The following is a 14,130-nucleotide window of genomic DNA, read 5'->3' as shown; positions in this document are numbered from 1 at the left end:
ACTCTTTTTATTCTTCCTCTTCAGCTAGGAGTTGAGCGCGTGTGGCTTCGTCTAGCAGTGGGTAACCGAGTTTCTTACGTTCTGCAACGAAGGTCTTAGCTACGACACGGGCCAAGTTACGGATGCGAGCAATGTAACCGGCACGTTCTGTAACGGATACTGCTCCACGAGCATCTAGCAAGTTAAAAGTATGTGAACATTTCAAAACATAGTCATAGGCAGGGTGAACCAGACCCAATTCCAAAGCACGTCCTGCTTCTTTTTCAAATTTTTCGAAGTTTTCAAGAAGCATATCTTGGTCAGAAACTTCAAAGCTGTATTTTGAGTGTTCGTATTCTGGTTGAAGGAAGATTTCTCCGTATTTAACTCCTGGAGCCCATTCGATGTCATAAACTGAGTCTACTTCTTGGATGTAGGAAGCCAAACGTTCCAATCCATAAGTGACCTCGGCTGTAACAGGACCAGTTGACAATCCACCAACTTGTTGGAAATAGGTGAACTGAGTGATTTCCATACCGTCAAGCCAAACTTCCCAACCAAGACCTGCTGAACCAGTTGATGGGTTTTCCCAGTTATCTTCAACGAAACGGATATCGTGTTCCAATGGGTTGATGCCCAATTTTTCCAATGACTCAAGGTAGAGTTCTTGAATGTTTGATGGTGATGGTTTCATGACCACTTGGAATTGGTGGTGTTGATAAAGACGGTTTGGGTTTTCCCCGTAACGACCATCTGCTGGACGACGAGATGGCTCTACATAGGCTGCGTTCCATGGCTCCGGACCGATGGCACGAAGGAAGGTGTAAGGACTCATGGTTCCCGCACCCTTTTCGTTATCATAAGCCTGCATCAGCATACAACCCTGGTCATTCCAGTATTGTTGCAAAGTAAGGATGATTTCCTGGAAAGTCAATTTTTTAGACATGTTTTACTCCTTTTTTCTATAATTTCTTGCGACACGAGTCTGCCTCGTCGATTATACGAGGCAAGACGAGTTAGTACTGCGTCTAGCTCAGGCGCCCTAGTGCTGAGCGTGGGGCAGTCCGACTGTAAGGAGGTCTCTGCCACTAACGCAGTGGAAGGTTAGTTTTTTAGACATCTTCTTCTCCTTTTTATAATTTCTTGCGACACGAGTCTGCCTCGTCGATCATATGAGGCAAGACGAGTTAGTACTGCGTCTAGCTCAGGCAGCCTAGTGCTGAGCGTGGGGCAGTCCGACTGTAAGGAGGTCTCTTCCACTGACACAGTGAAATGTTAATTTCTTAGACATGATTACTCCTTTTTTAATTCTTGCGACTTTGGATACAAAAAAACCGTGTCTTTGCTCCTAAGTCAAGTGACCTAGGGGCGTCAAAAACGCGGTTCCACCCTAATTTATTACTTCATTTTATTCTACTGTACTCAGCTATCTACTGAGAGAAAGCGCCACTTGCTTATCTTGTTCTGCTTGGCTTTCACTATCCCAAGCTCGCTAAAAAAACGCCATAAGCCTTTCTTTCTTGACTAGTATTATAGCAGATTTCTACTCTAGTGTAAACAAAAAACAAGTCTGAAACAGGTGTTTCAGACTTGTCGCAATTTCTTTCAAAGAAAGGGGAAGGTTATGGGCGTTTTGCAACCTTTGGTTTCTTCCCATTTAATTTTTTCTTAGCAGCTTTAACCTCTGCTAAGGCCGCCTTAACTTCCTGTTGACTAGCAGCAGGATTAGCCAGTACAGCTTGAGCTCGGATAAATGCTTGAAGGTAGTCTACCTTCACCTTATCTGCTGCATAGATAAACTTAGCGTTCTTAGCTTGGAACTGAAGTTCTGCCGCAATCAATTTCTTAAGACTTGAGAAATCGGTTGTTTTTCCATTTAGCTGTTGATCAGCTACTTGGTAGCTCGCAAGTGCTTGGTTGATTTGCTCTTGTGTCACACCTTCACGAACGAGCAAGAGGGCCAATTCCTTAAAGCTTTGATCAAAAGCACGTCGAGCGGAATCCTTAGCGTTGGCATAACGACCTGTTTTTGAGGTTACATCATAGGCAGCAATGGCTGATTTAAGCGCTGTAAAATCAGACTCTTTCCCATCTAATTGACTTGTAACCAATCCAAGATTTGAAAAGATTTGGTTAACCTCTGCTTGTGATAACTTAGCTGCAAGAGCCTTCTGAGCTTCTTGATAAGCTGCATCATAGGCTAAACGTTTTTCACTCGTTGCATTGAAGTACTGAGGAGTGCTAGTCAAGTTAGCTTGTTGAGCCAACAATTGCAACAATTGGGTCTTAATGACAACAGAAAGTTTTGCGAGATTGTTTTGGTCCGCTAGAACGGTCACCGTTGGTGCATTCTCAAGCAACTCATAGCCTGTTGGTAGACTGACTGAAATCGTATAGGTTCCAACTGGGACATCTTTTCCAAACGCATTCTTGCCGTAGCGTTGAACTGGAAGAACAAAGGTTTCACCAGCTTGATTTTTCAAGACAACTGGTGTTGTTCTTGGTACTGCTTGATCAAAGACCAGGCTCAAAGGTGCAGTGACAATCTCTTTGGCCAAGAATTCAATGGTCTTAAAGCTATCCTCTGCTGTGATTTCAAATTTCTGAGTTCGTTCGCTGACAAGTTTCAGATCTGATTTGTCATAGGCAAAGAGTTCTGCCACGTAGCTACCAAACTTAAGGAAATTGATTTCTTTCCCTTTGTCTAAGTTGACATACTGTCCTTGATCATCCTTGATACGGTAGACAAAATCAGTATCTAATTCTTGATGTGTATCGGCATTTAGGACAGACACCTTAATCCGGCCACTATCTTCAGTACCAGCAAAATTAGCAAGAGAGGCAAAGTCGCGGTTTCCAGCGTAGTCTTCTACCACATAGTAAAGTAAGTCTTTACTGATTCCTTCTGGAAGAGTATAGCCACCTTCCTCATTTGCCGTTAAATAGACACGGTTTTCAAAGCGGCTAGTCTTCCCTAGGGCGTCTTTCCCCTCCTTAACCAGGGTCCCCTCTTCATCAAAGGTCTTGACATAGAAGACTTGCTCTCGTAAGATTCCACCATTGCCAACATCTTTTGTTTTACGAGCATAGAAGGTTTCTACCCCATCCTTCTTGGTTGTGTAACCTGAAGTCAAGATAGGTTTTTGGGTATCAATTTGGAGGTTAAAGCGAACAACTTGCTCCTCTGCTCCTGGAACTGCTGGAGTATAACGAACCTCATAGACATAGTGACCATCCGCCACCTTTTCACCCTTGGCATCCGTCCCTTCCCAAGCCGTGTTGTCGACTAGATAAGATTGTTTCCCACGTCCGTCAAAATAATTCTTACGAGCAGAGAAAGCTCCTGTACTTGTCCAAACTGGCTGAGCAAATGCTTGATCATCTGCCTTGTAGACAGCTGCTTTCATATTTTTTAGATTTCGCAAGACTACTGCCCGATACTGCACGTAATCTTTGTTTCCATCTCCATCTGGAGAAATAGCCAGACGGACATTGCCGTCAGCATCCAAATGAAGGACATTCAAACCTTCCGGAGTTTCTACTGTCCCGAGAACGATTGGGCTTCGTTCTGCTGTTTCCTTCTTAGCAGTTGAATAGAGCACATCGTTAGCGTTAGAGACTAAGGATGTAACATTCGCTTTTGACGGCACGTGTTTGCTTTCTGGAACATCATAGTAGAATCCTGATTTCCCTTCTCGTACCAAGTTGTAGATTGGTTTTTCAACCGCAGGGATATCTTGGAAAGAACCACGGAAGCCCATAAATGGAATGCTAACCACATCACCGTCATCTGCTGGATCCACAAAGCGAGCAAAACCTTCTAAGAAGTAGCCGTTCGGCATCAATTTAGTCAATTCTTCAGCAAACTTAGACGCATCGACAGTCACCGTCACAGTCTGACTACTATGGGCTTTTACGGTGACATTTGGCCATACCGTCTCTGTCAATTTCCGTGGCTTCAAAGTAAAATGATCGTCTTTTACATCGTCGGTAGTGGTATTCACAATCATCTTCAACTCTCTATCTCTATCAGAAATATTATGAACGGTCACATCAAAGCTGAATCGATCTTCCACATTGCCAAGAGTTACGCTTGGGTAAGCATCTTCATTCGTTACATATAAGTCCGTTGAAACCGCTGCAGCAGTATCCACAATCCCTGCACCTTGTTGACGCACCGAAGTGTAGGCGCCCGTTTCTTTGTTGAAGTGTGGTTTTGCAGTTGACATGATCAAGGCCTTGACCGTTGCAGATAACTCCTCTGGTGAAAGTTCCGGATGGTGAGCTTGGAGGTATTCCTTCACCAAAGCCGATACCCCAGCCACATGAGGAGAGGCCATACTGGTTCCACTCATACTGCCATAGCTATTGTCATTTAGTGAAGAGAAGATCGATCCACCAGGTGCAGTAACATCTGGTTTCAATTGTCCATCCGTTGACACTCCCCAACTAGAGAATTCAGACATCTTCCCTGCATCAGGGTTTGGACGGTTATCCAGACTACCATCAAAGACTATCTTGTAGTCTTTGTCTTTGATGGCTTCTCCATACCGCTTAGAAATAAATACCGCAGGAATTTTTTTCGCATCGCCTTCGAGGCCCATTTTGATATTCGCGCCTTCGACACTGTTGTAAATAAGAGCGCCAATCGCTCCTTTTTTATAGACATTAGCGACCTTATTTGAGAAGGTGATTTCGCCACGTTTGATGAGGGCGACTTTACCAGTCAAATCGAGACTTTCTAAATCACTCTCACGCCCCAAGCCAGCATCCACATAGTCATATTCTTTCCCATTTTCGAAATTGGCATCTGTTTCAGCTGCTGTATAGGTGAACTTCCCTTTATCCAAGTCGGCATTTTCTTCCAAACCACGAACTGTAAAGACTTCTTCTGTTACGAATGAATCATTTACTGATGCAACTGAAATAGACTCTTCTACGGTTGAAGGGCTACCCACGACACCGTAATCAGGGTTTTCAGCGCTTGGGTTGTCATAACCGTATCCATAGGTATTGCTATTACCCGCTGCGATAACAACACTAACCCCTTTTGCGCGTGCTCGTTGGATTGCTTCTCGGACAGCAGGACTAGCATTCACTGTAGATCCTGTCCCAGATCCTAGACTCATGTTAATGACATCAGCTCCCAATGCCACTGCGTCATCAATCGCTTTCACATAGACAACATCACTGGTTGATCCACTACGATCAGAGAAAACCCGCATAAACATCACTTGGGCTTCTGGAGCAACCCCGTATACGTAGTTGCCATCCCCAGCTTTCTTGTCAGGGTTTCCAGTCGCGATTCCTGTTACGTGCATACCGTGTGAATCATGGTCTTTTTCTTTGATATTGTCATCTCCATCCATATAATCATAGGCAAAGACGACCTTATCGTTGTACCATTTTCCGTAGTCAATTCCCGCTGCTTTTTTAGCAGCTTCTAACTCTGTTTGATTTTTGAATTTCCCTTTTGTAGGGTCTGAAATCCGCAATACTTCATGGTAGACATCTAAACCAGAGTCAATGACTGCAACAACAGTCCCTTCACCTTTGTAGCCTTTTTCCCAAGTTTGTGGCACATTAATAATCGTATTGCTGCTGATACTTAATGGTTTATCTTCAGTTTTCTTTTCAGCTCTTGCTTCCGTTACAGGTTTAGCCTCACTCTTCTCCTCTGTTGAAGAAGGTTTTGCTTCTGTTTTTTCCTGTCCTTCGGATGCTTTTTCTGCAGTTTTATCCTCTGTTTTAGTTACGACTTCCGCTTGCTTTTCGGTCGCTTGAGCCTCTGTTTTTGCTTCCGGCGCAAGGACTTGGCTGTCTGATTCCACAGATGGAGTTGCCACCCCTTTATCTGAGGAAGCTGGCTCGTCAATAACTTTACCATTTTCAACTACTGAGTCTGTGGGCTGCTCACTTGCCTGATTCGTTACAGGCGAGGCAGACTCACTTGGCGATGCTGGATTTGCTTCTACAGATGCAACGACTGCCGTCTCTGGTTGTTTCGCTTCATCAGCACTGACATTCCCTGCTCCAAAGACAAGGACAGATCCTAACAGCACCGATGCAACACCAAACTTATATTTTCTCAATGAGAAACGCTGTTTACTCATAAAATTCCCCCTATATACTAAATTATTCTTATTATACTCCTAATTTTTCAGAAAATTCACTCAACATTAACTTTGTTATCAAATTGTAATATTTCCGTACAATATCTTTAATTAGTTATTTTTTGTTTGCTTTTTGGTGATTTTAACGTTCAAACAATAAGATAACTAAAACAAATTATTCGTTTTTCATCTCATTACACAAAAAAGACAGCGAGAGCAACCTCTCACTGTCTATAAATAAACGATCTTAAAAGTCTTTGGTATCTGGATTCGGCGCTCCCGCCTCTACTGGGATCTTCCGGAGGAGCTCACAGTCTTCTGGGGATAATGCAATCGCAGTGCATTGCAGGTTACTTGCAATCCGCTCAGGAGTCACTGACTTGGGCAAAGGCAAAAATCCTTCTGCTAAACTCCAAGCTAAGAGAAGCTGGGCTGGAGTTACATCATACTGTTTAGCCAATGTGAGGACTGTCTCATTTTGAAAAAGCTCTCCTTGGCCAAATGGACCCCAAGCTTCCAATAAAATTCCTTTATCACGGCAATAACGGACTACTTCCTCTTGATAGACTCCAGGGGCCAAGCGGATCTGATTAACTGCTGGAAGAACTTTGGCACTCTCCAACAAAGCATCCAGGTGATGGGGCAGGAAGTTACTCACACCAATAGAACGAATCTTTCCTTCTGCCTGCATATCTTCCATGGCTCTCCAAACCTCACGATTCCGTGCTTTCCAGGCCTCATTTTCTCGGTGAGTCACAGGATTTGGCCAGTGGATGAGGTACAAATCGATATATTCTAGTCCCAATTTGTGCAAAGATTCTTCTAGACCATTAACAGCATCCTCATAGGTGTGACGATTATTCCACAACTTGGTCGTTACAAAAAGCTCTTCTCTTGGAATACCACTATCTTTGATAGCCTTTCCGACGCTTTCTTCATTTTGATAGATGGCTGCCGTATCAATATGACGATAGCCCGCTTCTAAGGCTGCTTTTACTGCTTGATAAGCTTCCTCGCCATCCTTCGCCTTCCAAGTACCAAAACCTAGTACAGGAATGTGGCGTCCGTCATTTAGTTTGTAGCTCTTCATCTTATTTCCCGTCACTTTCCTTTGTTTTTTCACCAGACTTAGAAGTCTTCGCATTCAAGCGCAACTTTGGCTTAAAGATATTTTCCTTCGGCTGCACCATCGATTTACTAAAAAAGGCATAGAGTAAAAAAGCACTGCCTGCCACTAGGATGACGGGACTACGGCGCAACATACCGTAGATAAAGAAAAACAAGCCCATCAATAAAAAACGTACATTTATCTTATTCATAAAACTACCTCGCGATTCAATTACTTTCATTATACCATGTATCGGAGCAAAGAGACAAATAGCTAGGTCAAGGAATCCGATTTAAATAAGCTGAGACTTTCATCTCAGCTTATAGAAGAAATTCAATATTTAGTCTGGCGAAAGCAAGCGATTCGTACTTCAACCTCTCTTTCACCATTAAGCTTCAAATCGTTTTTGGCCATCCAAGAAGGTTGCTACCAACTCTAAATCTTTATCCAGTACAATAAAGTCAGCGTCATAACCCTCACGGATTTGACCACAGACATCCTCAATATGGACGGATTTAGCAGGATTGAGACTCGCCATCATGACCGCTTCATGAGGATTGGCAATGCCCCACTCAACAACATTCTTCAATCCATCTTTAAGCTTCAAGATTGAACCAGCCAGGTTCCCTGTTGATTTCAAACGGGCTGTTCCATTTTCTACGACAACAGGGAATTCACCCAACATGTAGTCGCCATCTTCCAAGCCACCAGCTGTCATACAGTCGGTGATCAAGGCGATATTTTCCACTCCTTTTTGTTTGAGAAGGATGTCGCAGGCTTTTGGATCAACGTGATGGCCATCACAGATTAACTCTGCATAAGTATGAGGAAGTTGGTACATAGCCCCAACCATTCCAAGTTCCCGATGGGTCAAGCCGCGCATTCCGTTATAGGCATGCACCCAGACACTAGCCCCAGCATCCACTGCTTTTTTGGCTTCATCAAAGGTTGCATTGGAGTGCCCAAGCGCAACCGTTACCCCTTCTCCTGTCACTGTGCGGACAAAGTCTTCTACACCATCTCGCTCAGGAGCAAGGGCAATTTTATTAAGCAAGCCGTTAGCTGCTTTTTGCCATGCACGGAATTCGTCCATCCGAGGATCTTTCATGTAGGCTGGATTTTGAGCTCCCTTGTATTTCTCTGTAAAGTAAGGTCCTTCAAAGTAAATCCCACGAATCTTAGCACCAGAAGCTTCTTGGTATCGTGCCCCAATGTTTTCAGTTACTGCTAGTAACTGTTCATAAGAAGAGGTCAAGGTTGTTGGTAAAAAGCTAGTGACCCCTGTGCTCAAGAGCCCCTCACTCATAGTATGAAGGGTTCCCTCAATGTTGTTGTCCATAACGTCAACTCCACCAAATCCATGGATGTGCGTATCGACCAAACCCGGAGCAATACTATAGCCTGTATAATCCAAAACTGTAGCTCCCTCTGGCAGCTGATCCACATGTTTCCCGAATTTGCCATCGACAATTTCTAGATATCCTCCCTTACGAATGCCATGGGGATAAAAGAATTGATCTGCTTGTATATAGGTTGTCATGGTGATTTCCTTTCTTTTTCTACTGATATATTCATACACATTATAATCCTTTGTCGTGTATTTGTAAATGGTATAGACCTATTTTATTTAAATATATTAATATTCTCTATAAATACGATAAAAAACCCAGTTCTTTAGAGCTGGATTTTAGATTGAATATAAAGTCTTCTTTAAAACTTTCCTTAGGTGAGTACGGACGTTAGGTGAAATTATCCAGTGGATGATTTCAGCAATCCAGGAAGTTCCATGACTTAGTTTTGAACCTACAGTTTCAAAACTCCCGAGTGGCTGAAACTTTAGCGTTTCAGCCACTTTTCTCACAGCGGAAAGTTATAAATTTTCTTAATTAATTAAAAATACAAATTATTTTTTTGAAAAAATTATCTAGCTTTTTTTAAAAAAGTTTGTCTACATTCTAAAATCCAGTCCTAAAGAACTGGATTTTTGCTTTGTCTAGATTTGCTCCAATTGTACCTTCTCTGCTAAATTCATGGCATGGTCGGCAACACGTGTATAGTGAGAGATGATATCAATAAAGTTAACACCCGCTTGAGGCGTACACTCGCCCTTGTTCAGACGAGAAATATGGGTCTTCCGCAATTTCTTTTCGAGCTTCTCAATTGCCTGATGGCGCTGTTCCAACTCTGCCGCCAACTCTTGGCTATCTTCTTCTACACTTCGAAGTGCATCTTTAACAAAAGTCGCAGTTTGTTGGTAGATATCTTCTAATTCAGCCAAGGCATTATCAGAAAACACAACTTTCTTCCGAATGAGGTAATCCGTCAGGTTGATTAAGGCTTCTGCGTGGTCTCCAATCCGCTCTAAATCTCGAGAAGAATCCAAAATATTGGTCAAGGATTCGCTTTCTTTTGGACTCAAAGCTTCACTGGACAAGCGGATCAAGTATTTGGTCAACTGATCATCGATGGTATTAATCGCTTCTTCCGTTTTATGGCCTTTTTCAGCTAGCTTTTCTTCTTGATTCAAAATGTAGCGATAGGCCAAGTCGAAACTCTTTTCAGCATAAGTTCCTAAATGCAAAAGTTCTTTTTTAGCATTTCCCAAGGCAATCGAAGGAGCTTGGGTAATCAGATTTTCATCCAAGTAAAGTGGCTCGTATTTGACCACTTCATCTTCACCAGGAATCAATTTGGTCACAAAGTAAGCCAAAGCACCGATGAACGGGAATTGAACGATGGTGTTGGTCACATTAAAAGCACCGTGTGAAAAGGCAATCGTCATCTCAGGTGAGAGATGCAACTGCGCTTGAAAGAATTCAATCATGCTCGTAAATGGTCCCAACAGGATAATACAAAGAACAGTCCCGATGACATTAAATAAGACGTGGGTCGCTGCAACTCGCTTAGCTGAAACATTAGCTCCCATGGCAGCGATGATAACAGTGAGGGTTGTTCCGATATTATCTCCAAATAAGACCGGTAGGGCTCCCTTCAGATCCAAAAATCCTCCTGAGTAGAGACCTTGCAGAATTCCAATGGTTGCTGAAGAAGCCTGGATCAAAACAGTAATAATAGCTCCAGCCAGCACTCCGAGGATTGGATTCTTCCCAAGGGTTACCATGTATTGGCTAAATTCTGGCAACTCCTTCAAAGGACTCATCCCTGCGCTGATGAGGTTTAAGGCATAAAAGATCCCCCCAACCCCAAATAAGATTCGACCGATGTTATTCGCCATCCGATTCTTGGTAAAGAAGAGACAGACTGTACCGACAAACATAATCGGTAAGGCATAAGTTCCCAACTTGAAACCAATGATGAAGGAAGTGACCGTCGTCCCGATATTGGCCCCCATGATGATCCCAATTGCTTGGCGTAGCGTTAAGAGGCCTGCACTTACTAATCCAACCGTAATAACAGTTACCCCTGTACTAGACTGGATAAGAGCAGTCACGACAATCCCTACGAGCACTCCTAGAAATGGATTACTGGTATATTTGTCGATATAGTAACGAAGACGATCCCCTGCAGCCTGTTGCAAGCCATCCCCCATGGTTTTGATACTATATAAAAATAGTCCCAAACCACCTAAGAAGTTAAATAAAATGTTCTGCCAATCAATGGACATTCCTTTTCCTCCATCATCATTCGATAAAAGTTTACTCACTCTATTTTAAAACATCCACCCCTTCGGCACAAGGTTTTTTTGAAATTTCTTCTGAATTTTGCCATAAAAAAACGATAGACTCTACAGAATCTATCGTTTTGTTCATTATTTTTTATCAAGATCGCGTAACATTTGATCAATTTTGTTTCCATATTCAATGGATTCATCTTTAACAAAGATTAAATCTGGAATTTTGTACAATTTTAAATTCCGACCTAATTCGCGCTTGATGGTTCCTGTTGCTTTTTCCAGCCCTGTCTGAGCCTTTTGATTATCTGAAGCCAGGTCACTCATAATCGAATAGTAAACCTTGGCCATCGATAAATCGCCTAGCATTTGAACATCCGTAATAGTGACGCCTTGGACACGCGGATCACGAACTTTCTTTTGCAAAATTTCGTTGACTTCCCGCTTGATTTCCATACCGACTCGGTCTGTCCGAAAATGACTTGCCATAGGAACTCCTTTCTGCTCTGTCTTTAAAAACTAGGAAATAGGAGATTTCTTCCCTTCCTTCCTAGTTAACAGTTTATTTTTTAATTTCTTCCATGATGTAAGCTTCGATGGTATCATCAGTCTTGATATCATTATAGCCTTCGATCATCAATCCACCTTCGCGACCGTTGGTCACTTCTTTGACATCATCTTTATAATGTTTCAAGCTAGCAAGAGCTCCATCATAAATCACGACACCGTCACGAATGACACGAACTTTGGAGTCACGAGTGACCTTACCACTGAGGACCATAAATCCACCGATAGTACCCACTTTAGAGACCTTAAAGGTTTCACGGATAACTGCTTCCCCGATGACCTTCTCTTCGAATTCAGGATCCAACATTCCCTTCATGGCATCTTCCATTTCTTCAATCACTTTGTAGATGATTGAGTGAAGACGGATTTCTACCTCATCAGCTTCTGCTTGCTGACGTGCTTGAGGCGTAGGGCGGACGTTAAATCCAATGATGAAGGCATTTGAAGCTTCTGCAAGGGTGACGTCTGATTCGTTGATGGCACCAACTGCTGAGTGAACGATGGTCACTTTCACACCTTCCACTTCAATCTTTTGAAGGGAAGCAGCAAGGGCTTCAACCGATCCTTGAACATCGGCCTTGATGATGACATTAACGGATTTCACTTCGCCAGCCTTCAAGGTATCAAAGAGATTTTCAAGGCTGACACGGTTGGTTGCTTGACGTTGTTTCATCAGCGCACGTTTCGCACGTTCTTCACCGGCTGCACGCGCAGATTTTTCATCTTCATAAACCGCAAAATGGTCACCCGCCATTGGTGCTTCATTCAAACCAGTGATAGAAACTGGAGTAGATGGTCCAGCTACTTTCACACGACGGCCAAGGTCATTGGTCATGGCACGGACACGTCCGAAAGTATTACCAACAACGATTGGGTCTTGGACATTCAAGGTACCTTGTTGAACCAGAAGAGTTGCAACCGCACCTTTACCTTTATCCAAACGCGCTTCGATAACGGTACCAATGGCACGGACTGTTGGGTCTGCCTTGAGTTCTTGGATTTCAGCTACAAGAAGGACAGTTTCCAACAACTCATCGATGTTTTGGTTGAACTTGGCTGAGATTTCTACAAACTCAGAATCTCCACCCCAAGCAGTTGACATGACTCCATGCTCTGCCAATTCACCGATGACACGTTCGGGGTTTGCCCCTGGTTTATCAATCTTGTTAATGGCAACGATAATTGGAACGTTAGCCGCTTTTGAGTGGTTGATGGCCTCGATGGTCTGTGGCATCACCCCGTCATCTGCTGCTACAACCAAGATGGTAATATCCGTAACAGATGCACCACGCGCCCGCATAGAAGTAAAGGCCGCGTGTCCTGGTGTATCCAAGAAGGTAATCTTCTTGCCATTTTCCACGATTTGGTAAGCCCCGATATGCTGGGTGATTCCACCAGCTTCTCCTGTCGCAACCCGTGAGTTACGAAGGGTATCCAAAAGGGTTGTTTTACCATGGTCAACGTGTCCCATGATGGTTACAACTGGTGGACGCTCCACTAGCTCATCTTCGTTCAGATAACCATCTTCCACGAAGAAACGCTCAATATCGGCATTGTCCACTTCAACCTTTTTCTTGGCTTCAATTCCATAATCTACCAAAAGGAGTTCAATGGTATCGCCATCCAAGGATTGGTTTTGCGTCGCCATCACTCCCATCATGAAGAGTTTCTTAACGATTTCCGCTGGCTCACGCTTAATCCGTTTTGCGATTTCCGCAACTGTCATTCCATCTGTGTACTCAAGTTCACTTGGTAACTCATGGAATTTACGCTCTGTTACTGGTTTTGGAGCCTCATTGCGGTTATTCTTTCCTTTTTTATTCTTTTTGTTATTATTCCAGTTACTATTTCTTTGATTTCTCACTTGGTTTTGACTACTTCGATTCTTTTGTTGTTTTCTTGGACCATCTTCTTCACGATCAAAATCTTCACGTTTTTTGTCTGGTCTAACTTGTTTCTTCCGACGTGTATCAACTGTTGCAGGACTTGGAGTCGCTACTGGAGTTGCTTTCACTGGTTCCGCCTTTGGTTGTGGAGCGACAACTTCAGTTGCAACCACCTCTTCGCGCTTACGACGTTGCTGACGTTCTTGCTCGACCTTGGCTGCTTGATGTTGCTTGTAACGTTCTTCACTACCACGGGCATATTCCGCATTTTGCTCTGCCTTTAATGCTGCGGCACGGGCTTTGAAATCAATCTTCGGTGCACCGTTTAGAGGATTTGGACGTCCTTGACCATTTCCAGCTTGATCGCGACGACGATCATTCCCTTGATTTCGTCGGTCATTACCTTGGTTTTTGCGATCATTTCTGTTTTGGAAACGATCACCATCCCGACGGTCATTTTGTTGTTTTTTAGGTCGATTTCCTTGTTGTTGACGACGTTCCGCCTGCTCTTTCGCACGGGCTTCACGTTCCGCCTTGAAATTACGACTCTTTGGCTTCACAACAGATGCTTCAGCTGTTTCAGTTGTTTTATCTGAATTGTTTGCAACGGATTCTTTTGCAACCGACGCAACTTTAACTTGTTTTTCTTCCGTCACTTTAGGAGTTTGAGGAGCCTTCGATGCAAAACTCTTCACCAAACGCTCAACAGCTTCACCTTCAATACTAGAAGCGTGACTCTTTACCTCCAACCCTAATTCTTTCGCACGTGTGACGACTTCTTTACTTTCCTTGCCTAGTTCTTTGGCAATCTCATACAATCTTTTCTTAGACAATTGCTGTCCTCCT

At 43.3% G+C, this 14,130-nt stretch carries 7 protein-coding genes and 2 pseudogenes; all 9 read right to left on the bottom strand.

From position 1 onward, the window contains the following. Positions 1-7 precede the first annotated feature (7 nt). The gene (gene glyQ / locus EL081_RS02415) at positions 8-925 is read right to left on the bottom strand and encodes a glycine--tRNA ligase subunit alpha (RefSeq protein WP_126403831.1); all 918 of its coding nucleotides are present in this window, start codon (positions 923-925) and stop codon (positions 8-10) included. Between the two features lie 676 nt (positions 926-1,601). Beyond that, positions 1,602-6,092 carry a S8 family serine peptidase gene (locus EL081_RS02410; protein WP_126403830.1) on the bottom strand — a complete coding sequence of 1,497 codons (4,491 nt, stop codon included), beginning with the start codon at positions 6,090-6,092 and terminating at the stop codon, positions 1,602-1,604. Between the two features lie 247 nt (positions 6,093-6,339). Next, the gene (locus EL081_RS02405; RefSeq protein ID WP_126403829.1) at positions 6,340-7,182 is read right to left on the bottom strand and encodes an aldo/keto reductase; all 843 of its coding nucleotides are present in this window, start codon (positions 7,180-7,182) and stop codon (positions 6,340-6,342) included. Position 7,183: 1 nt separating this feature from the next. Further along, positions 7,184-7,411: a hypothetical protein gene (locus EL081_RS02400; protein ID WP_006597076.1), complete on the bottom strand. Its 228-nt coding sequence runs from the start codon at positions 7,409-7,411 to the stop codon at positions 7,184-7,186. A gap of 177 nt (positions 7,412-7,588) precedes the next feature. Then, on the bottom strand, positions 7,589-8,740 hold the full coding sequence (gene nagA, locus EL081_RS02395) for an N-acetylglucosamine-6-phosphate deacetylase (RefSeq protein ID WP_126403828.1): 1,152 nt from the start codon (positions 8,738-8,740) through the stop codon (positions 7,589-7,591). Positions 8,741-9,193: 453 nt separating this feature from the next. Next, a complete protein-coding gene (locus tag EL081_RS02390) occupies positions 9,194-10,825 on the bottom strand; it encodes a Na/Pi cotransporter family protein (protein WP_126403827.1) in 1,632 nt (543 codons plus the stop codon). A 144-nt stretch (positions 10,826-10,969) separates the two neighbouring features. After that, entirely contained in the window at positions 10,970-11,320 is a 351-nt protein-coding gene (gene rbfA / locus EL081_RS02385) for a 30S ribosome-binding factor RbfA (RefSeq protein WP_126403826.1), read from the bottom strand. Between the two features lie 73 nt (positions 11,321-11,393). After that, positions 11,394-13,391 (bottom strand): annotated as a pseudogene (gene infB, locus EL081_RS02380) (translation initiation factor IF-2); the annotation flags it as partial. A gap of 71 nt (positions 13,392-13,462) precedes the next feature. Then, positions 13,463-14,117, bottom strand: a pseudogene (locus tag EL081_RS10250) (translation initiation factor IF-2 N-terminal domain-containing protein); the annotation flags it as partial. Positions 14,118-14,130 lie beyond the last annotated feature (13 nt).

The organism is Streptococcus viridans (assembly GCF_900636365.1).
GTDB lineage: Bacteria > Bacillota > Bacilli > Lactobacillales > Streptococcaceae > Streptococcus > Streptococcus viridans_A.
Note: the sequence above shows the minus strand (reverse complement) of the source record. Positions and strands in the feature narration are given on the sequence as shown.